This is a genomic window from Streptomyces sp. NPDC054961, assembly GCF_053609145.1.
The window spans coordinates 12,888-32,305 of record NZ_JBSGWY010000027.1 but is presented as its reverse complement, the minus strand read 5'-3'; the positions used below and the strand labels follow the sequence as shown (position 1 = coordinate 32,305).

Below are 19,418 nucleotides of genomic sequence, written 5' to 3'. Positions count from 1 at the left end.
GGGCCGGCGTAGGGAAGGAGCCGGTGGTGGGCCCCCGAGTCCGCGCGTGCCAACGCCCCGCACGCCGGAGCCTGGTGGCTCTGGGCGCTCGAAGGAGCGCCGGTCCGGATGTGCCCGCCCGCCTGCCTTGCCCGGTGCTCCGCCTGCTTCCCGCCCAGGGCCTCCGCCCCACAGCCCCGCGCCCGGACGTGGACCCGGACCGCCCCGACGGCCGAACGCGGGCCGCGGGCGAGGCGGCCGCCGCGCCCCTCAGCGTGGCGGGGCGGCAGCCCCTCAGCGTGGCGGGGCGGCAGCGGCTCGGCGTGGCGGGGCGGCAGCGGCTCGGCCGTGGAGCCGTCGGCCTCAAACGCGTCGCCGTCCCGCCGATGCTCCCCTAGGGTGCGCACGTTGTCGTGAGGGAGAGGCGGTTCGGAACGTGGCACCGAGAGCAGGGACGCGGGAGCGGTTGGCGGGTGCGGCGCGGGCCGCGCTGGGCGGTGGCCGACGGCTGGAGGCGGTCGAGCGGGTCGCGGGCGGCAGCAAGAAGGGCGTGTACCGCCTGGTGATGGACGACGCGACGACGGCGATCGCCTACCTGTGGGACGACGCCGAGAACTACTGGCCGGCGGCCGAGGGCGATGACGATCTCACCGACCCGTTCTCGCCCGGCCTCGGGCTCGGCCTGTTCCTGGCGGCGCATGCCCGGCTGGACGCGCTCGGCGTCCGCGTCCCGGCGATCCGCCTCGTCGACGGCTACGGCCACGGCTACGACGCCCACGGCGACGGCGCCCGCGGCCCGGCGGACCTCGCGATCGTCGAGGACGTCCCGGGGGAGAACCTGGAGGAACTGCTCGCGCGCGACCGGCGCGCGGCTGCTCCTGTCATGGCCCGATTCGCACAGTCGCTGGAGGCGATGCGGGGCCACCGGGCACCGGCCTTCGGCAAGGTGGCCCTGGTCGACGGCGGAGGAGCATCGCGCGGTACGTCGTGCGAGGAGGTGGTCCTCGGCCGTGCGCTGCGGGACCTCGCCGAGGCGGCCTCGCGCGATCCGCGGGTCGCGGCCGCCCGCGACCGGCTGGAGGAACGGCTGCGGAGCCTGGCGGCGGCGGTGCGGCCGCGCGCGGAGTACGCGCTCGTGCACGGCGAGCTGGGACCCGATCACGTGCTGGTGGCCGCGGACGGGAGCCCCGTGGTGATCGACATCGAGGGGTCGATGTACTTCGACGTCGAGTGGGAGCACGTGTTCCTGCGGATCCGGCTGCCCGACGCCCACCGGTCGCTGGGCGTGGACGGACTGGACGAGGACCGGCTCGCGCTCTACGCGCTCGCCCAGCGGCTCTCGCTGACGGCGGGACCGCTGCGCCTGCTCGACGGGGACTTCCCCGACCGGACGGCCATGGCGGGCATCGCCGAGCACAACCTGAAGCGGGCGCTGGACCTGCTCCGCGCCTGATCACCCGCTCGGCGGCGCTCCGCGTGCCGCACCTGCGCGCACCCCGTGTCCGGGCGCGGGCGGCGGCGTGGAGGGTCCGTGAAAAAGGGCGGGCGGGGCTGTTCAGGGTGGTTACCTCTCAGTAGATTACCGGCGGTAACGCTCCGTCCGACCGAGGAGAGCAAGCCGTGGCAGCCGAATCGAGCCTGGTCAGAGTCAACGAGCCCGTCGAGCCCGGCAAAACGCTGATCGACGGGCGGGTCCGCGAGGTGTGGGTGCCCGCGCTGGCCCGGGTGCCGGTGAGCGGTTCCCTCGGGGACATCCCCTTCGCCAACGCCCGGGAGGCGCCCGGCGAGGCGGTCCTCGCCCGCAAGGAGCCCGACGGGACCTGGCGGGACGTGAGCGCGGCCGAGTTCGCCGCCGAAGTCCTCGCCGTCGCCAAGGGGTTGATCGCCGAGGGGCTGCGGCCCGGCGACCGGCTGGCCATCATGGCGAGGACCACCTACGAATGGACCTTGCTGGACTTCGCCGGCTGGGCGGCCGCGCTGGTCACCGTACCGGTCTATCCGACCTCCTCCGCGATCCAGGCGCGCTGGATCCTCCACGACTCCGGCGCCGTGGCCTGCGCCGTCGAGGACACCACGCAGGCGCGGATCATCAGCGCGGAACGGGCCAACCTGCCGTGGCTGCGGCACCTGTGGGAGTTCGACACCGGCGCGGTGGCCCGGCTGGTCAAGGCCGGCGAGCACGTGCCCGACGAGGTCGTGCGCGACCGGCTGGCCGGGTGCGCGCCGGAGTCCGTCGCGACCCTCATCTACACCTCCGGCACCACCGGGCAGCCGAAGGGGTGCGTGCTGACGCACGGCAACTTCTTCGCCGAGGTCGACAACGCGGTGGAGCTGCTGCACCCCGTCTTCAAGTCGGTCAGCAAGGACCCGGCCTCGACCCTGCTCTTCCTGCCGCTGTCGCACGTCTTCGGGCGGATGGTGGCCATCGGCTGCATGCGGGCGCGGGTGAAGGTCGGCCACGCGCCCAGCATCCGCGGCGAGGACCTCCTCGCGGACCTGGCCGGCTTCCGGCCGACGTTCCTGCTGGCGATCCCGTACGTCCTGGAGAAGGTCTACAACACCGCGCGGGCCACCGCCGAGAAGATGGGCCGGGCGTCCTCCTTCGACCGGGCCGCGCGGATCGCGCGCCGCGTCGGCGAGGTCGCCGAGGGCAAGCGGCCGGGGCTCGGGCTGAGGGCGGCGCGGGCGGTCTACGACCCGCTCGTGTACCGGCGGATCCGGGCGGCGCTGGGCGGGCGCGTGCGCTACGTCCTGAGCGGCGGCTCCCCGCTGGGGCGGCGCCTGGCCGCGTTCTACACGGGCGCGGGCATCGAGGTCTTCGAGGGCTACGGGCTCACGGAGACGACCGCCGCCGCGACCCTCACCCCGCCGCTGCGGCCCCGGCTGGGGACGGTGGGATGGCCGCTGCCGGGGACGGCGGTGCGGATCGCGGACGACGGGGAGGTGCTGTTGCGCGGGCCGCACGTGTTCGCGGGGTACTGGAACGGCCCGCCGGTGGGCGCCGACCAGTGGCTGCCCACCGGGGACATCGGGGAACTCGACGACGACGGGTACCTGACGATCACCGGGCGGAAGAAGGACATGATCATCACCTCGGGGGGCAAGAACGTCGCCCCCGCGCCGCTGGAGGACTGGCTGCGGGCCCACCCGCTGGTCGGCCAGTGCATGGTCGTCGGGGACAACCGGCCCTACGTGACCGCCCTGATCACCCTGGAACCGGAGGGGCTGCAGCACTGGCGGCAGATGCGGAAGAAGGGGGGCGTGCCGATCGGGGAACTGGTCCATGACGAGGAACTGCGGGCGGACCTCCAGCGGGCGGTGGACGACGCGAACCGCCTGGTGTCGCGGGCCGAGTCGATCCGGCGGTTCGCGGTGCTCACGGGGGAGTTCACGGAGGCGCGCGGCCATCTGACCGCGTCGCTGAAACTCCGCCGGGGCGCGATCGCGCGGGACCACGAGAAGGAGATCGACCAGCTGTACCGCCGCCCGTGACCCGGCCCGACCACGGCTGCGGCCGGGCCCCGCACCGTTGCCGGGCGCCGGGGCCGGGAGGCGTTTATGGTGGGCTGACCGGTTCGGGGGGTCGCCCGAGGAGGGTGCAGTGCGCCGTTCCCGTTCCCGCAGCCGCGTACGGCTCCGGTCCCGGCCGCGCCGCGGTGCGCGTCCGCGGATAGCCGTCGGCGGGTCCGCCGCCGCCCTGCTGCTGCTCGGAACGCTGGCCGCCGCGCCGATCCCCGCTCCCGCTCCCGCCCCCGCCGGCCCGGCCATCCGCTGGGGAGCCTGCCCCGACCGGCCGGTCCCCGCCCCCGACGCCCTCCGCTGCGGAACGCTCCGCGTCCCGCTCGACCCGGCTGCCCCGGCGAAGACGGCCAAGGCGGCGAAGACGGCCAGGGCCACCATCGAGGTCGCCCTGGCCCGCCTCCCCGCCACGGGGCCTCCCGACCGGCGGATCGGGTCCCTCGTGCTGAACTTCGGGGGACCCGGAGCCCCCGGGATCGCCACCCTCGCCGCCGACCCCAACGCCTTCGCGGAGCTCAACAAGCGCTACGACCTCGTCGCCTTCGACCCCCGCGGCGTCGGCCTCAGCGAGCCCGTGACCTGCGGCGGTGGCGGTAGTGGGGGCGGTCGTAGTGGCGGTGGTGGCGGCGGTGGCGTGTCGGGAGGCGCCGCCCCCGGGGTCGCCACCGCCGCCCGCGAGGACCCCGCCGCCCGCGAGGACCCCGCCGCCCGCGAGGACCCCGCCGCCCGCGAGGACCCCCCGGGCGGCAACGGCCCCGCCGACGACACCCCCGCCGGCCAGCTCGCCGCCCTCCGCGCCGCGGCCGCGCGCTGCGCGCGCGATTCCGGCCCGGTGCTCCCGTACATCGGTACCGTCAACGTGGCCCGCGACATGGACCTCGTCCGCGAGGCCCTCGGCGAGGACGAGCTCGACTTCCTCGGCTTCTCCTACGGGACCCGCCTCGGCGCGGTCTACGCCGCCCTCTTCCCGCAGCACACCGGCCGGATGGTCCTCGACGGGGTCGACACCCTCAGCGAGCCGCTCACCGAGCAGGCGCTCGTGTCGGCGGCCGGCCAGCAGCGGGCCCTGGACAACTTCCTCGGCTGGTGCGCGCACCGGCCGGGCTGCGTCTACGGCACGAACACCCGTACCGCCAAGGAGAAGGTCCGGGACCTGGTCACCCGCCTCGACGCGGAGCCGCTGACCGGCGGTGGCGGTGGCGGCACGAGTTTCACCGGGCAGGACGTGGTCGGGGCGATCGGCGTGGCCCTGTACTCGCCGAAGATGTGGCCCGCCCTCGCGGACGCGCTCGCACGCGTCGAGGAACACCGCGACCCGGTGGGCCTGATGCGGCTCGGCGGCCCGGCCGAACCGCCCCCCGAGGAGCGGCGGGACCTCACCGGCACCGAGGTGCCCGAAGACAACGCCCGCGCCGCGCTCGTCGCCGTGAATTGCGCCGATGACCCCGACCGCGGCGACGACAAGGCGTCCCCGGCGGCCGTCGCGCGGGAGATCGAGGCGCTCGCGCCGGTCTTCCGGGCGGCCTCGCCGGTCTTCGGGCCACGCCAGCTGATGACGGTCCTGGCCTGCTACGGGCGCCCGGCCGGCACCGATTTCATCCGCAGGATCGACCACCCGGCCGGGATCCCGCGCATGCTGCTCGTCGGTACCCGCGGCGACCCGGCGACGCCGTACGAGTGGACGGAGGAGACGGCGCAGCGGCTCGGCAACGCCGTGGTCCTGGACTACAAGGGCGAGGGCCACACCGGCTACACGTCCTCGCCCTGTGTGCGCGGGTACGTGGACCACTTCCTCATCGACGGCCGGCTGCCGTCCGGTACGCGCTCCTGCCCCGCCGGCGAGTGAGGGACGGTCGGCGGCGGGGCGGCGGGGCAGCGGGGCAGCGGGGCGGCCAGGCGGCCGGGCGGGGCGGCCGGGCGGAGCCAGGCGCATCCGGCTCGCGGTCGGATACTCGCGACCGGAAGCCCCGGCCGCCGCACCTGCCCGGACGGCCCGCCCGAATGCGCCGAACTGTCCCACGGAGACTGGTGGTTGGGTCAAGCTGGACGGTGGCGCCCGCTCGAGCCGGCGCACCGGACGAGAGGGGGCGATCCGTGGGGATCTCGCTGGCCGAGGCACTGGCAGAACTGCGGAGCGAGTTGTACGTGGCGCAGGAGGAAGGGGCCCTGGAACAGTTCAAGTTCGAGGTCGAAGAGGTCGAACTGTCGCTGGAGGTGGAGTTCCGGCGCGACGGGAACGGCGGGGTGAAGGTCGAGGTCGGCCTGCCGGGGGCCCAGGTGGGGGTGGAGGCCGGCGGGGGGCGGGGCAGTACGCGGCGGCAAGTGGTCACCCTGCGGCTCCAGGTGCGCGACGAAGCGCGGGGCGGGGAGCGGGTCCGGATCCGCCGTCCCGACGGCGGTCTGGACGGCGCGGACGCCGCCCCCAACGCGACACCGGGACCGCCCCCCGCGGCCCCGGCGCCCGGGCGGGCCCCGGCCCCGGCCCCAGATTCGGCCCCGGCCCCGGCCCCGGAGCCGCGGCCCTGGGAGTCGTGACGTGGACCCGGAACGGCTGGTCCTCGTGCGCACCGGCGGACCGAGCGGGTCGGGCTCGGGCTACCTCGTCGGTCCGCAGCTCGTCCTGACCGCCCTGCACGTGGTGCTCGACGGGGGCCGGTGGGTGACGAAGGTGACGGCCAGGGTCGGGCACCCCCGCTACGGCCCGGCCCCCGTCGAGAGACGGGCGCGCGTGTGCTGGCCCGACACCCGGCAGGGGGTCCCCGCCGACGACGCCCTGGACGTGGCGCTGCTGTGGCTCGACGAGCCGGTGGAGACTCCCGGGGGGCCCGTGCGCTGGGGGCAGCCCCGCGGCGTCGTGCCGGTGCCCTTCGAGGGCGGCGGCTTCCCCGCCTTCGCCTCGGTACGGGGGAGCGGGGCCCAGGCCGAGTACCTGCGGGGGGAGCTGCCCGTGGTCTCGACGGCGTCCTCCGGCTGGGTGCTGGACTGCCCCGTGTGGCCGGGCTCCGGGTCCGACGCGACGCGTCCGTGGGCGGGCGCTTCCGGGTCGGCGGTGTTCTGCCGGGGCCGGCTGGTGGGAGTGGCGGTCGAGGACGACCGGGCCATGGAGTGGCGGCGCTTGCACGCCGTGCCCCTGCACGAGGCGCTGAGCCTTCCCGGGTTCGTCGATCTCATCAGCCGCCACGGGCACCCCGGCACCACCGGCACGGTGGACGACGTGAGCGCCCGCCGGGAGGAGGACGCGCCGGGCGCGGGGGACGGGGACGCGGCGGCGCCCGCGTGGCCGGTGGAAGTGGGGCCGGTACCGAACCTGGCCTCCTCCTTCCAGCCGCGCAGCGGCCTGCGCGAGCGCATCGACGCGGCCCGGGCGCGCGGTGGCCCGGCGGCGCTGACCCAGGTCCTGCGCGGCGGTGGCGGAGTGGGCAAGACCCAGCTGGCCGCCGCCTTCGCCACCGACGCGCTGAAAGGGGGCGCGGACCTGGTGGTGTGGGCCACGGCGACCGAACCCCAGGGGGTCGTCACCCAGTACGCGCAGGCCGCCGTACGCCTGCGCCTGCCCGGCGCGAGCGGCGCGGACCACGAGGCCGACGCGCGCACGCTGCTGGACTGGCTCGCGACCACCGCGCGGCGCTGGCTGGTGGTCCTCGACGACGTCACCGATCCCGCCGCCCTCGACCGCTGGTGGCCGGCCAGCCGGACGGGGACGGGCCGGGTCCTCGTCACGACCCGGCTGAAGGACGCCCGGCTGACCGGCGGCGGGCGCACCCGCGTCGACGTGGACGTCTACGGGCCCGACGAGGCCGAGGCCTACGTCCGTTCCCGCCTGGGCGACGACGGCATGGACCACCTCCTGGACGACCGGGTCCCCGGCCTCGTCGAGGCCCTGGGCAGGCTTCCTCTCGCGCTGGGCTACGCGGCCGCCTTCCTGATCAACGAGGAGCTGGCGTGCACCGCGTACCTGGCGCTGTACGCCGACCGCCGGACGCAGCTGGAACAGGTGCTGCCGACGAGCGCCGACACCGAGGGCTACGGACGCCGCATCACGGCGGCCCTGCTGCTCTCCCTCGACGCGGTCGAGGCGGTGGACCCCGCCGGACACGCCGTCACGGTCCTGCGCGTCGCCGCCCTCCTCGATCCCGCCGGCCATCCCCACGCCCTGTGGACGCTCCCGCCGCTCCTCGACCTCCTCGACCTCCTCACCTCGCGCCGCGCCCGCGGAACCGGTGACGAGGAGCCGCGGCGGGCGAGCGCCGACCGGGCCCATGCGGCGCTGCGCCTGCTGCACCGGTACGCGCTGATCGTCTGTGACACCCGCGCGGAACCCCGGGCCGTCCGCGTCCACGCCCTCACCGCACGCGCCGTACGCGAGAGCACGCCCGGCACCGACGTCCCCCTCCTGGCGCGGGCGGCCGCGGACGCGCTGCTCGCGGCCTGGCCCGAGGTGGACCAGCCCCACAGGGAACTCGCCGCCTCCCTGCGCGCCAGCACCGACGTCCTGGCGGACCACGCCCGGGACCACCTGTGGCAGCCCGACGGGCACCCGGTCCTCTCCCGCGCCGGCGTCAGCCTCCTCGACGCCGGGCTCGGTGCCGCCGCCACCGCGTTCTGGAAGGACATGGCCGCGGAATCCCAACGGCTGCTGGGGGACGACCACTGCGACACCCTCACCTGCCGGGCGAACCTCGCCGTGGCCCTCTCGCTGACGGGGCGTACGGCCGAGGCCATCGAGATCGAAGAGGGAGTGCTGGCCGACCGCGAGCGGCTGCTCGGGGACGACCACGCCGACACCTTGCTGATCCGCGGCAACCTGGCCGTGTCCTACCGGCAGGCGGAGCGCCTCGCCGAAGCCGTCGCCCTGCAAGAGCGCGTGGTGGCGTACGGCCGGCGGCACCTGGGGGAGGATGACCCGGCCGCGCTGACGGACCGGTTGAACCTCGCCTTCGCCTACCAGCGGGCGGGCCGCGTCGCGGAGGCCATCGAGATGGGGGAGGGGGTGCTCGCCGCCCTTACGCGCGTGCTGGGGGAAGACCACCCCGACGTCCTCACGGCCCGGAGCAACCTCGCGGTCTTCTACCGCGATTCGGGGCGGGTCGCCGAGGCCGTCACCTTGCTGGAGCGCGTGGTGCGGGACAGCCCGCGGATCCTGGGCCCCGAGCACCCCAACACCCTGGCGGACCGCGGGAACCTCGCGATCGCCTACCGCAAGGCGGGCCGCACCGCCGAGGCGATCGCCCTCCAGGAGCAGGTCCTGGCCGACCGCGAGCGGCTGCGGGGCGCCCCCCGGGACACCCTCAACGCCCGCATCAGTCTCGCCCTCACCTATCAGCAGGTGGGCCGCCTCGCGGAGGCCGTCGCCCTCGAGGAGAAGATCCTGGACGAGAGCAGGCACCTACTGGGGGAGGACCACCCCGCCACCCTCACCGCACGCGGCAACGTGGCGGCCTCCTACCTCGCCCTGGGCCGCCCCGAGGAGGCCGCGGCCATCGAGGAGGGGGTCCTCGCCGCCCGGCTGCGCGTGTCGGGCGAGGACCATCCGCACACCCTCATCGCCAGGGCCAACCTGGCCGTCTCCTACCAGCGGGCGGGCCGCCTCGCGGAGGCCATCTCGCTCCAGGAGGAGGTGGTGGCGAGTTACATGCGGCTGTCGGGCGCCGACCACCCGGACACCGTCGAGGCCCGGACCCACCTCGCAGCCCTGCGCGAGCTCCCGGCCCCCACCGCCGACCACACCCCCTAGCCGCCCGCCGCGATCCGGTACGCCCCCGGCGTCGTGCCCGTCCAGCGCCGGAACGCCCGGTGGAAGGCGGCGTCCTCCGAGAAGCCCAGCCGCGGGCCGCGAGCTCCGCGATCGGCTCGCCGCTCTCCGCCAGCCCCGCGATCGCCGCGTCCCGCCGGACGTGGTCCTTCAGCTCCTGGAAGGACGTGCCCTCCTCCCGCAGCCGCCCGCGCAGCGGGGCCGCGGACCGGCCGGATACGCCGTGGGTTCCTGTTCAGGCTCAATCCCGTTGATCCTGCGGTGAGTTGGCGCATTATCACTGCTTACTTGTCAGCCACTTGGTGTGCTTAATGGTCTCCGAGCCACCCCGCGCTCCGCGGGCAGGGAACACACGACGCGGGGGACACGGGGACACGGGGAAACGGACACACGGGGGAGTCATGGAATCCAACGAAGTCGCACCGCCGCCGACGCCACCGCCGACGCCACCGCAGTTACCTTCTCAGCCACCCGTGCCGCCGTCCTGGATGCCGCCACCGCTGCCGGCACCGGCCCCGGCACCGATCCCGGCACTGCACCAGCGGCAGGATTTCGGGGAATCCGGCATCGTGCTGCGGGTCAGCGCGCGCCTGCTGTGGGTGGGGGAGGCGGTCTATCCGCTGCACAACGTCGTCCGGGTGCGGACCTACGTGCTCAAGCCCAACCGCGGTCAGGCGCTGGGCGAGTTCGCGCTGTCCATGCTCGTGATGGCCGTGCTCTTCTTCCTGGCCACTTCCGACAGCAGCGGAGCCGGCATGATCGCGATCATCGTGGTGGCGTTCTTCCTCGCCACGCGCCTCGTGCACCGGCTGACCCGGCCGGACCTGCACGTCATGGGCGTGGAGACCTCCGGTGCGCCCGCGGCCGTGGTGACGCTGGCGGACCGCGACGAGCTGCGCAGGCTGGTCGCGCGCATCGTCGACGTCATCGAACACCCGACGGCGACGGAGTTCTCGGCGTACGTGCTGCGCCCGGCCGTGAACATCGGGCAGTACGTCCACAACGGTGACACCGCGAACATCAGCGGCTCCGGCAACATCGGGGTGATGAAGTGACGAGGGACGGGAACGGCGACGGCGCGGGCACGTACCACCACTTCGGAGACAACGTCACCGTCAACGGGTCGCACAACATCGGCATCGTCAAGAACCATTCCCCGAACGTCTCCCCGTCGGCCACACCGGCTCTGGACGGGCAGATCGAGGCGCTCCGGCGGATGCTGCTGGAGCTGCGCGCCCAGGTCGAACCGGCGAGCGCGCGGAGCATCGACCGCAACCTCCCCGCGATCGCGTCCGGTCCCGCGGAGGAGACGGCCGCCGCCGAGGGGGACTTCGAGGAGAGGCGGCACAGCGCGCTGATGGCGGTCGCGGGCATCGCGGCGGTCGCCGGTGAGATCGGGGTCCCGATCCTCGCGGCGGTGAACGCGATCCTGCGCCTCCTGGGCGGGGCCGGCTGACCCCGCCCCCAACTCGCTGCCACCGAGCATGCCTTGGCGCACCACACGATCACGCGCGAGACCATGCCGGAACTGGCCGCCGAAGACGGCACACCACCGCCCGAGCCGCTGCCGCCCGGCTATGGCGAGATCCTTGCCGCCATCGGGCGGCAGGCCGGCGAAGGGTGTGCCCCGCACCCGCGTCCACAGCGTGTGCGCGACAGGATCTTCCGGGTTCCGTGACGCCGGTTCCGTGACGCCGGCGATCAGCAAACGAAATCCGACCCGTTGGCCCAGAAGACGAGAGACGACCACGTCTGAGCTCCGATGAGTCCGTCCACGACAATGTGGGCGCAAGCCTGGAACCGCCTCGTCGCCGCGTCGGTGACCGGGCCGAACCTCCCGTCTTCGGCCAGGCCTGTGCCTGTCATGGCCCGGTTCAGATAGCACTGGGCCTGTTGGACTGCCCTTCCTGAGGAGCCGAGCTTGAGTGTGGGACGGTTGATGGTGTAGTGACAGACGTCCACTGCTTTCGTCGTCGCCACATGATGCGCCTGGGCTTCGATCGTCGCGCTGGTCGCAGACGAGGCGCTCTCAGGTACCGCGACGGCCGTGCCTCCCGCAAAGACGAGAGGGACCACGAGGGCCGCAGTAGTGAACAGGTGTCGCATGTTCATCACCTCCAAGGGCGTCGCCGTGCTGCGATATCCGACCGTCGTACGTGAGGGACGGCGCGACGGAAAGACCTCGCCAGGTTGCTCTCACCAGCTTGACGTGCGGGAAATGTGAAATCACGCGATAAACAGCGGTCTTCACTCACGCCGAATTGCAGTCGATGCACTGCACTATGGGATGCGCTGTCCGGTGGCCCGGGTGTCCGAGAGCAAAGCTCTAGGCGAGTCCGGCCCTTGCCCTGCACAACGCCTGACGCTGTGGGTCTCCGCAGCCGACGAATCCAGATTACGCCTTCAGACATGCATGAGCATCCGAACTGCGCCTGGTTCGCGACGACGAGCACCACCCGGCCTCCCCGGCCTCCCCGACCTCCCGCGTCTGCTGGGCGATGACCCACGCCCTAGCCGCCCGACGTGATCCGGTACGCCCCCGGCGTCGTGCCCGTCCAGCGCCGGAACGCCCGGTGGAAGCTGTGCGTCCGAGATCGAGGAGTGGTACGGGAAGCGGCGGACAAGGACTTCGTCTCCTGACTCGTCACGCGATCACGGGCAAGCCCCATGAAGCCGGCGGCGCCCTGGCTGTGTAATATGGAGGGCTGCGAAGGGGAGTAGCCCCGAAATACCGGTCGTCGACACACTGGAACCCCCGGGTTCCCGGTGGCCGGGCCCGGAGTCGTCGAGTGAGACTGCGGGCGGGCGAGACCTTCGGCCCTTTGTCGACGACATTTTGTGCGCGTCGGCGGGGTCGAAGTCGTGCCGCCGCCCCTCGCGCCGCCCGCCCTTCGGCCCCTGCCGGTGCGGGAAGGCTGGACGAGTCCCGTGATCCATTTCGTACTGCTCATCGTCTGCGCTGTGGCGATCTACCTCTCCTGCGAGTGGTTCGTCAACGCGGTGGAGTGGCTGGGTGAGCGCCTCAACGTCGGGAAGATGGCGGTCGGCACGATCCTGGCCGCCTTCGGCACCGCTCTCCCGGAGTCCGTGGTGACGCTGGTCGCGGTGACCACCGGCGCTACCGACGAAGCCAAGAACATCGGTGTGGGCGCCGCGATGGGCGGCCCCCTCGCCCTGGCCACGGTCGCCTACGGCGTCACCGGCACCATGCTGCTCCTCAAACGCCGCAAGGAGCGCGCCGCCGTCCTCGTCATGGCCGGCGGCCCCCGCGCCGCGGTCTCACCGCCGGGCGGTGAGACCCTGGGCGACGCCGGGGACATGAAGCGGCTGGCCAAGGACCAGAAGTGGTTCCTGGCGATCTTCATCGTCAAGGTCGCGCTCGGCCTGGTCGCCTTCGCCTTCAAGCCCGCCCTCGGCCTGCTGTTCTTCGCCGCCTACGCGGTGTACTTCTGGCGCGAGATCCGCAGCAGCAAGGCTGCCGAGGACAACGCGGATGAGGACGCGGAGGAGCTGGAGCCGCTGAAGTTCCAGCCCGGGAAGACCTCCCCGGCCACCTGGGCCGTCGTCGCGCAGACCCTGGCCACCCTCGTGGTGATCTTCTTCGCCGCGCACTTCTTCGTGAAGCAGCTCGACGTCATCGGCCCCATGCTCGGCCTGTCCGCCACCGTGACCGCGCTGCTGCTCTCGCCGATCGCCACCGAGCTCCCGGAGATCATGAACGCGGTCATCTGGGTCCGCCAGGGCAAGACCAAGCTGGCCCTGGCCAACATCTCGGGCTCCATGATGATCCAGGCCACCGTCCCCAGCGGCATCGGCCTGCTGTTCACCACGTGGCACTTCGACGGTGCCCTGCTGTGGTCCGGCGTCGTCACCATGGCGGCGATCGCCTACCTCCTGCTGACGATGCGCGCCCACAAGCTCACCCCGGCCCGCCTGGCCGTCGCGGCCGGGTTCTACGGCGTCTTCGCCCTCGGCCTCATTCCCCTCCTGGCCTGAGGGCGCCCCACCACGGGAAACGCGCATTCCGTTGCTGCCCGCGTCAAGCGGAATGGTAAATGGATCATGACTACGTCGAAATAGCCCAATCCCTACGGGGTCGGTCGGACCCGCCCTACACTTCGAGCCGTCAGCGCCAAAAAGAGCCAGGGGGGCGAAATATGGCGTCTAGTAATGCGACGGTCCAAGTCCGTGTGCAAGAGGGCGTGCTGTGGGTCGACGGTGAGGCCTACCCGCTGCGCAACATCTCCCACGTCGGACAGCGCGTATTGGAGGTCAACAAGAGCGCGGCCTGGAAGCAGTTCATCCGCCGGGCTCTGATCTGCCTGGTCGTCGGCATGATCGCGACGGCCATCTTCGGGAACTTCGCCGCGGTCCTGACGGTCGCCGTCCTCGGCCTGCTGATCTGGCAGCTCGTCCAGGTGATCAGCCGGCCCCCGGTGTACGGCCTGGTCCTCAACACCTCCGGCACCCAGCGCGATGCCGTGTGGTCCCTGGATCACAGTGAGATCGAGAACCTCGTCTTCGAGATCACGAAGGCCATCGGGCGCCCGGACTCGGGACCGGTGACCATCAACATCAAGGAAGCCGTGATGGGCGACCAGATCAAGCAGTACGGAGCCGGGAGCATCGGCATCGCCGAGCACAGCGGTTCCGGCGACATCAGGGGAGGTGGTCGCTGATGGAGGGCGACAGCTACACGCAGCACGGGGCCGGGAGCATCGGCAAGGCCTCGCACACGGGCTCCGGGGACATCGTGGCCGGAGGCAAGTACGGCGGAGGAGCGGCGCCGGACGCGTCGGCCGTCGAAAAGCTCCTCGCGGAAGTCCAGGAGATGAGGCAGCACCTGGGCGCGAGTGACCTGGCGGACGTGGACGCGGCGGTCGAAGAAATCAGTTCGAATCCGCCCGAGGAAAAATTCCAGCGACTGCTCCGGATCTTCTCCGGAGCCGCGGCGCTCATCGGCGACGCCGGAATTCCCGTGATCAGTGCGGTCAGGGCACTGCTGGGCTGAAGCGGAAGCGGAAGTGGAAAACAGGGGGCCGCGTCGGGCGGCCCCCTGTTTCGCTAAGCCGTGGTGACTCCGCCGAGGAACGCGGCCCAGGTGGCGGGGGCCACGGCGAGCTGCGGGCCCGCCTGGACCTTGGAGTCCCGGATGTGGACGGCGTCGGCGCATCCGGCGACCTCGACGCAGTTACCGCCCTCGCCGGAGCTGTAGCTGGACTTGTGCCAGTCGAAGGCGACTTCGAGGCACTCGCCGCCCTCGCCGGAGCTGTAACTGCTCTTGAACCAGGCCAGGTCCGTGGTGTTCATCGTTCTCCCAGCATCTTCTCGATCAGGGCAAGGGACTCGTGGGGCGTGAGCGCCTGTGCCCGGATGATCCCATAGCGCTCGCTGTAGACCCTCACCTGTTCGGGATCGGTGATGAGGTTCGCGTGACCGTAGCTCTCGGTGTAAGCGACCTCGTTGCGCCCCTTGGGGCGTAGGAGAGTGAACGCACTGTCCAGGGCGGGGTGTTCCTCGCGTTCCATTGGCATCACCTGGAGCTGGACCGTGCGCAGGCGGCCCACGTCCAGCAATCGGCACAGCTGCGCACGGTGAACGTCCTTGCCGCCGGTCGGGCGCAGCAGGATGGACTGTTCCAGCACGAAGCTGAACGTGGGCGCGGGCCACCTCTCCAGGATCACCTGGCGAGCGAGCCGGTCAGTCACCCGCCTCTCGATGGTCTCTTCGTCGAGTACCGGACGGCGGTGCCTGAACAGGGCGCGTGCGTACGCCTCCGTCTGGAGCAGTCCCGGTATGGCCTGCACGGCGTAGTAGTGCAGTGCCACGGAGTTGGCCTCCGCGTCCGCGAACTTCCGGAACCAGTCCGGATGCCGTGTCCGCGCCCGCTTCAGCGCCTCCCTCACGTCCGGGACCGCCGCGATCAGGACGCCCCCGGCCTCCAGCGCCCGGTCCACGTTCTCCAAGAAGTCCGGCTGTGGTGTCCTTACGCCCCGCTCGATCGAGGACACGAGGTCCTCGCCGACGTGCACCAGCGAGGCGAGCTCCTTCTGTTGCAGGCCCGCCCGCTCCCGCAGCACCTTGATGATCTTGCCGAGCGCCTTGAAGAGATAAGCCGTGCCGTCGACCTCCACGGGCCGTTCCGGCTCCTCTTCGCGCTCCGACAGGTCGTTCATACGCTGAACCGCCCTCGTCCGTACAGGCCGTACACGCAACCGCCGCCGGCCCTACGGGCATCGCCCGTAGCACCGCCGTTCCTGGAAAGCCTACGGCGAACCGGACACGCTCGGTGAGGTGACGACCGAATTCAGTGACATGGCGCACGAGGTCTCCGGCCTCGTCGAACACCCCGAGTGCCGGATGCTCCTCTCCGCCACCCCGCGCGGCGCCCGGCTCGCCCGGCGGCTCGCCGGGGTGCAGCTGGCCGCCTGGGGGATCCCGCACGGCTGCTCGCTCGCGGAGGACGTCGAGCTCGTGGTCGGGGAGCTGGCCGCGAACGCAGTCCTCCACGGGCGGGTGCCCGGACGGGACTTCGAGATCCGGATCGCCTACGACGGGCTGCGGGTCCGGGTGGAGGTGAGCGACGCCCGGGGCGACAAGGTGCCGCCGGAGACGCTCCCGGAGACGCGGCCGGGCGTCGACGGCTGGTCGGCGGAGGGAGGGCGCGGGCTGGCGCTCGTACAGGCCGTGGCGCGGGAGTGGGGCGTCGCCCCGCGCGGTCCGGGCGGGCCGGGGAAGACGGTGTGGGCGTTCCTGTGACCGCCTCGCGGGTCGGGCCGCCCGGCCGCCCGCCCTGCCGCCGGTTCGCCCGCACGGCGCACCCGTCGACGTGCGCAGCCAAGGGGACGGCCATGATGGGGACATGACGAACGGGGTGGGGAGCGCGGCGGGCGACGGCGGAGCGGCCGAAGGGCCGGACGGCCGGCCCGTGTGTCCGTGGTGCGGGGCGGAGGACACCGGAGCGGTGGTCCCCGAGGTCCCCGACGGCAACGGGTGCCTGCACTTCCTCGAGGGCGTCGTGATGGCCGTCATGGCCGCGGCCGCCGGCCAGCACTACGCCGAGGCCCTGGACCGGCCGTGGCTCACGCCGGTCGGGGCCGTCGTCGCGCTGCTCGTCCTCGCCGCCACGATCGCCGTCGTCCGCGGTGACCACCGGGACCGGCAGCGGGCCCGGGAGGCGGTCGACCGCGCGGCCGCGGTCGCCGCCGGGGCTCCCCGCCACTGCGCCGAGTGCGGGGACGCCTTCCCGGCCGGGGAACCGGCCGGACCGGCCGCTACCTGAGGTTCTCCGCGACCAGCTGCTTGAAGGCGTCCGGGGTGATCGAGTCGATCCCGTTGCCGGTGTTGACCGTGAGCTTGGTGCCGTTGACGGAGACGTCCGGAGTGCCCCGCATGTTCTGGTCGGAGAAGGCCTGGCCGACCTTCTCGACCCACGGCATGTAGGTCAGTTCCCTGACGGCCTCGTCGAAGGCGGGCGTCCGCAGGCCCGGGACCTGGTCCGCGAACTCCAGCAGGGTGGCGGTGGAGCCGTACTTGTCGTCGGTCTCCTTCTCCGGGTGGTTCGTGTAGAGGACCTGGAGGTACTCCATGAACTTCTCCGGGCTCTCGTTCACCGCCGCGCCCAGGGCGTTGACCGCGCGCTTGGATCCCTTGCCGCCGCCCAGTGCCTGGTCCAGGAACGTGGCGAAGTGGTACTCGACGCGGTAGGTGCCCGCGTCCGCCTGCTCCTTGATGGTCTTGCCGAGGCCGATCTCCACGCCCGCGCAGTAGGGGCAGCGGGGGTCGATCCAGATGGACAGGACGTTCTTCGCGTCGGCCTTGCCGTACGGGATCACGATCCCGTCCTCGCCGGTGGTGTGGGCCGGCCGGACGAACGGCTTGCCCGCGGCCTCGTCGCCCGCGCCCGAGCCCGAGGCCGCGTAGGCGCCGATGCCGACGGCGACGGCCAGTACGGCGACCAGCGCGCCGCCGACGAGCACGCGCCGGCGCAGCTTCGCCCGCCGGGCCTGCGCCTCGCGCTCCACCCGGAGCCGGTCGCGGGCCTCACGCCGCTGGTCCTTCTTGCTGGTTGCCATCACATCAGCCTAAAGAACCGCAGGGCGGTCAACACGGGCCATTGGGATGTATCGGTCAGGGACTTAAGGCCCTGGTTCATATCGGGCCAAGGAACCGGTGAAGTCGAGACGAATGGTGTGCCACATCTCGAGGGGGGACGGTGAGTCGCGCCGTGTGACCTGATAGACAGTTAACATCCACGGCCCGACCGGTCGTACACGCAGTCGTACGCGTACCTGGATGTGTAGCCGTTTTACGGTGGCCCCGATCGGCCGCCTTGGGGGGATCTGCCGCACCGTGAAGCCACTGAAGCCACTTCACCGTCACCTCGTCAACACCTCGCGCAAGGTCGTGTGCACCGCCGCTCTGGCGGCCAGCCTGACCACCGCCGCGGTCGTGACCTCGCCGATCGCGGGTGCGGGGGAGGCCGAACCGACGCCGGACAGTCCCCAGGCCGAAGACCGCGGTGACGCACGGCTGGACCTGCCCGACCTGCTCGCGGACCCGGCCCCGCCGCCGGGCGCGACCAGCCCCGAAGGGGCGGTCAGCGGCATACCCGCGACCGCGCTCGACGCGTACAAGCGGGCCGAGATCTCCGTGGCCGCCGCGCTCCCCGGGTGCCACCTGCCCTGGCAGCTGCTGGCGGGCATAGGCCGGACGGAGTCCGTGCACGCCTCCGGCTACGGGCTCAAGACGGACGGGTACACCGAGAAGCCGATCCGCGGCCCGCGCCTGGACGGCAACGGCTTCGCCGAGATCCGCGACACCGACAAGGGCGAGTGGGACGCGGACGCGGTGTACGACCGCGCGGTCGGCCCCATGCAGTTCATCCCCTCCACGTGGACCACCTGGGGCGCCGACGGCAACGGCGACGCCAAGCGCGACCCGAACAACATCTACGACGCCTCCCTGGGCGCCGGGCTCTACCTGTGCGCGGGCGGCCGGAACCTCTCCGACGCGGCGCAGCTCGACAAGGCGATCCTCAGCTACAACAGCTCGCGCGAGTACGTGAACACCGTGCTCGGGTACATGCGGCAGTACCAGGCCGGGGACGGCGTCGTCGGGGTCCCGAACCCGCCGGCCGGGAACTACCCGACCCCGAACCCGCCGGTCCTGCCGACGCCGCCGGTCTACCGGCCTCCGGTGACCACGCCCCCGGTCACTCCGCCCGTCACCACCCCTCCGGTGACGACGCCGCCCGTGACGCCGCCGGTCACTCCGCCGGTCACCCCGCCCGTGACGCCTCCGGCCGCCCCGCACCTGGACCGCCTGGAGGCGGTCGGCGCCACCGAGCTCAAGGCCGAGGCGGGGGCCGCGTTCGCGCAGGCCCCGCAGGTCAAGGCGGTCCTCAGCGACGGCAAGCCGGCCGCCGACCAGATCGTGGTGCTGTCGGTCGACGAGGACGGCACCGGCGGGACCGTCTTCGTGGCCGACGGCAAGAACTTCGCGGTCCTGCGCACGGACGCGAACGGCCTGGTGACCATGCCCGCGCTGAAGGCGGGAGCCAAGGCCGGCACGTTCGTGCTGCGCGCCTCGGGCTACGACTCCTCGCGCGAGGTCAGCGTGAAGTTCACGGGCACGGTCACCCCGGCGAAGCCGGAGCCGGCCCCGGAGGCGGACCTGCTGGTGCGCAGCGACGCGAACGCGTCGAAGCCGCCGGAAGCGGTGGCCGGAGCCAAGATCACGGGCATCGAGTTCCTCGCGACGGCGAAGGGCGCACCGGTCGCCGGGGCGAAGGCCACGGCGTCGGTCGGCACGACGGACAAGGACGGCGCGTGGGTCCCGGCGGACCCGGCGAAGGCGGGCACGACGCCGTACTTCCTGGACAAGGACGGCAAGAAGCTCACGGAGCTGGCGCTCGCGCCGACGGGAACGGACGGAAAGATCGCCCTCCCGGAGCTGGTGACGACGGGCGTGACCCCGGGCAAGTACACCCTCCGCGTCCGCATCTCGGAAAAGGTGCTCCTCACCCTGGACATCACCATCACCCCGGCGGCATAGCCCCGGGGGGGGGGGGGGGGGGTTGTTCGACGCCCCGCCTCTGGCGCCCGCGGGCTCCCCCGCGGGGGCGCGGGAGGTGGGGCGCGGGGGGTGTGTCGCGCTCTGACTGTGG

Annotated in this window: 19 protein-coding genes and 1 pseudogene; 15 read left to right on the top strand and 5 right to left on the bottom strand. The window is 72.7% G+C overall.

Going from position 1 to position 19,418, the window contains the following annotated elements:
* The first annotated feature begins 134 nt into the window (after positions 1-134).
* From ACWF9Z_RS23295 to ACWF9Z_RS23270, 6 genes are all read left to right on the top strand, one after another.
* On the top strand, positions 135-377 hold the full coding sequence (locus ACWF9Z_RS23295; protein ID WP_453604821.1) for a hypothetical protein: 243 nt from the start codon (positions 135-137) through the stop codon (positions 375-377).
* A gap of 38 nt (positions 378-415) precedes the next feature.
* The gene (locus ACWF9Z_RS23290; RefSeq protein WP_453604819.1) at positions 416-1,432 is read left to right on the top strand and encodes a phosphotransferase family protein; all 1,017 of its coding nucleotides are present in this window, start codon (positions 416-418) and stop codon (positions 1,430-1,432) included.
* Positions 1,433-1,617: 185 nt separating this feature from the next.
* The gene (locus tag ACWF9Z_RS23285) at positions 1,618-3,471 is read left to right on the top strand and encodes an AMP-dependent synthetase/ligase (RefSeq protein ID WP_453604942.1); all 1,854 of its coding nucleotides are present in this window, start codon (positions 1,618-1,620) and stop codon (positions 3,469-3,471) included.
* A 109-nt stretch (positions 3,472-3,580) separates the two neighbouring features.
* On the top strand, positions 3,581-5,344 hold the full coding sequence (locus ACWF9Z_RS23280) for an alpha/beta hydrolase (RefSeq protein ID WP_453604817.1): 1,764 nt from the start codon (positions 3,581-3,583) through the stop codon (positions 5,342-5,344).
* A 248-nt stretch (positions 5,345-5,592) separates the two neighbouring features.
* Complete coding sequence (locus tag ACWF9Z_RS23275) at positions 5,593-6,033, top strand: trypco2 family protein (RefSeq protein ID WP_453604815.1); 441 nt, start codon at positions 5,593-5,595, stop codon at positions 6,031-6,033.
* Between the two features lies 1 nt (position 6,034).
* Positions 6,035-9,232: a tetratricopeptide repeat protein gene (locus tag ACWF9Z_RS23270; protein WP_453604813.1), complete on the top strand. Its 3,198-nt coding sequence runs from the start codon at positions 6,035-6,037 to the stop codon at positions 9,230-9,232.
* On the opposite strand, the pseudogene ACWF9Z_RS23265 reads toward ACWF9Z_RS23270, so the two are convergent.
* Positions 9,229-9,458, bottom strand: a pseudogene (locus ACWF9Z_RS23265) (helix-turn-helix domain-containing protein); the annotation flags it as partial. The gene ACWF9Z_RS23270 and the pseudogene ACWF9Z_RS23265 overlap by 4 nt on opposite strands.
* Positions 9,459-9,819: 361 nt before the next feature.
* Here ACWF9Z_RS23265 and ACWF9Z_RS23260 point away from each other — a divergent pair.
* The 3 genes from ACWF9Z_RS23260 to ACWF9Z_RS23250 are packed head-to-tail and all read left to right on the top strand — an operon-like array spanning position 9,820 to position 10,928.
* Positions 9,820-10,305 carry a DUF6232 family protein gene (locus tag ACWF9Z_RS23260; RefSeq protein WP_453604811.1) on the top strand — a complete coding sequence of 162 codons (486 nt, stop codon included), beginning with the start codon at positions 9,820-9,822 and terminating at the stop codon, positions 10,303-10,305.
* Positions 10,302-10,706 (top strand): hypothetical protein, encoded by a 405-nt coding sequence (locus ACWF9Z_RS23255; RefSeq protein ID WP_453604809.1) that lies wholly within the window; start codon positions 10,302-10,304, stop codon positions 10,704-10,706. Before ACWF9Z_RS23260 ends, ACWF9Z_RS23255 begins: the two co-directional genes overlap by 4 nt.
* A 33-nt stretch (positions 10,707-10,739) precedes the next feature.
* Positions 10,740-10,928 (top strand): hypothetical protein, encoded by a 189-nt coding sequence (locus ACWF9Z_RS23250; RefSeq protein WP_453604807.1) that lies wholly within the window; start codon positions 10,740-10,742, stop codon positions 10,926-10,928.
* A gap of 23 nt (positions 10,929-10,951) precedes the next feature.
* Here the strand turns inward: ACWF9Z_RS23250 and ACWF9Z_RS23245 are convergent, their stop codons facing one another.
* Positions 10,952-11,356 carry a peptidoglycan-binding domain-containing protein gene (locus ACWF9Z_RS23245; RefSeq protein WP_453604806.1) on the bottom strand — a complete coding sequence of 135 codons (405 nt, stop codon included), beginning with the start codon at positions 11,354-11,356 and terminating at the stop codon, positions 10,952-10,954.
* Between the two features lie 822 nt (positions 11,357-12,178).
* Here ACWF9Z_RS23245 and ACWF9Z_RS23240 point away from each other — a divergent pair.
* The 3 genes from ACWF9Z_RS23240 (at position 12,179) to ACWF9Z_RS23230 (ending at position 14,261) form a co-directional block, all read left to right on the top strand.
* Complete coding sequence (locus ACWF9Z_RS23240; protein WP_453604804.1) at positions 12,179-13,246, top strand: sodium:calcium antiporter; 1,068 nt, start codon at positions 12,179-12,181, stop codon at positions 13,244-13,246.
* A gap of 194 nt (positions 13,247-13,440) precedes the next feature.
* Complete coding sequence (locus ACWF9Z_RS23235) at positions 13,441-13,929, top strand: DUF6232 family protein (RefSeq protein ID WP_453604803.1); 489 nt, start codon at positions 13,441-13,443, stop codon at positions 13,927-13,929.
* On the top strand, positions 13,929-14,261 hold the full coding sequence (locus tag ACWF9Z_RS23230) for a hypothetical protein (protein ID WP_453604801.1): 333 nt from the start codon (positions 13,929-13,931) through the stop codon (positions 14,259-14,261). The genes ACWF9Z_RS23235 and ACWF9Z_RS23230 overlap by 1 nt, the downstream gene beginning before the upstream one ends.
* 53 nt (positions 14,262-14,314) lie before the next feature.
* Here the strand turns inward: ACWF9Z_RS23230 and ACWF9Z_RS23225 are convergent, their stop codons facing one another.
* Together ACWF9Z_RS23225 and ACWF9Z_RS23220 are read right to left on the bottom strand one after the other, a co-directional pair.
* Positions 14,315-14,560, bottom strand: a complete 246-nt coding sequence (locus ACWF9Z_RS23225; RefSeq protein WP_453604800.1) for a DUF397 domain-containing protein — start codon at positions 14,558-14,560, stop codon at positions 14,315-14,317.
* Complete coding sequence (locus tag ACWF9Z_RS23220; RefSeq protein WP_453604798.1) at positions 14,557-15,426, bottom strand: helix-turn-helix domain-containing protein; 870 nt, start codon at positions 15,424-15,426, stop codon at positions 14,557-14,559. The genes ACWF9Z_RS23225 and ACWF9Z_RS23220 overlap by 4 nt, the downstream gene beginning before the upstream one ends.
* Before the next feature lie 118 nt (positions 15,427-15,544).
* Here ACWF9Z_RS23220 and ACWF9Z_RS23215 point away from each other — a divergent pair, with 118 nt between their 5' ends.
* Positions 15,545-16,009 (top strand): ATP-binding protein, encoded by a 465-nt coding sequence (locus ACWF9Z_RS23215; protein ID WP_453604796.1) that lies wholly within the window; start codon positions 15,545-15,547, stop codon positions 16,007-16,009.
* A 103-nt stretch (positions 16,010-16,112) separates the two neighbouring features.
* Positions 16,113-16,532 carry a hypothetical protein gene (locus tag ACWF9Z_RS23210; protein WP_453604795.1) on the top strand — a complete coding sequence of 140 codons (420 nt, stop codon included), beginning with the start codon at positions 16,113-16,115 and terminating at the stop codon, positions 16,530-16,532.
* On the opposite strand, the gene ACWF9Z_RS23205 is transcribed toward ACWF9Z_RS23210, so the two are convergent.
* Positions 16,525-17,325 (bottom strand): thioredoxin domain-containing protein, encoded by an 801-nt coding sequence (locus ACWF9Z_RS23205; RefSeq protein ID WP_453604794.1) that lies wholly within the window; start codon positions 17,323-17,325, stop codon positions 16,525-16,527. The genes ACWF9Z_RS23210 and ACWF9Z_RS23205 overlap by 8 nt on opposite strands.
* A 277-nt stretch (positions 17,326-17,602) precedes the next feature.
* On the opposite strand from ACWF9Z_RS23205, the gene ACWF9Z_RS23200 reads away from it, so the two are divergent.
* The gene (locus ACWF9Z_RS23200) at positions 17,603-19,306 is read left to right on the top strand and encodes a lytic transglycosylase domain-containing protein (RefSeq protein ID WP_453604792.1); all 1,704 of its coding nucleotides are present in this window, start codon (positions 17,603-17,605) and stop codon (positions 19,304-19,306) included.
* Positions 19,307-19,418: the final 112 nt, after the last annotated feature.

Coding starts and splice junctions, on each gene's coding strand:
- ACWF9Z_RS23210 (WP_453604795.1), top strand. CDS start 16,113: ATGACGAACGGGGTGGGGAGCGCGGCGGGCGACGGCGGAGCGGCCGAA.
- ACWF9Z_RS23230 (WP_453604801.1), top strand. CDS start 13,929: ATGGAGGGCGACAGCTACACGCAGCACGGGGCCGGGAGCATCGGCAAG.
- ACWF9Z_RS23225 (WP_453604800.1), bottom strand. CDS start 14,560: ATGAACACCACGGACCTGGCCTGGTTCAAGAGCAGTTACAGCTCCGGC.
- ACWF9Z_RS23205 (WP_453604794.1), bottom strand. CDS start 17,325: ATGGCAACCAGCAAGAAGGACCAGCGGCGTGAGGCCCGCGACCGGCTC.
- ACWF9Z_RS23245 (WP_453604806.1), bottom strand. CDS start 11,356: ATGCGACACCTGTTCACTACTGCGGCCCTCGTGGTCCCTCTCGTCTTT.
- ACWF9Z_RS23220 (WP_453604798.1), bottom strand. CDS start 15,426: ATGAACGACCTGTCGGAGCGCGAAGAGGAGCCGGAACGGCCCGTGGAG.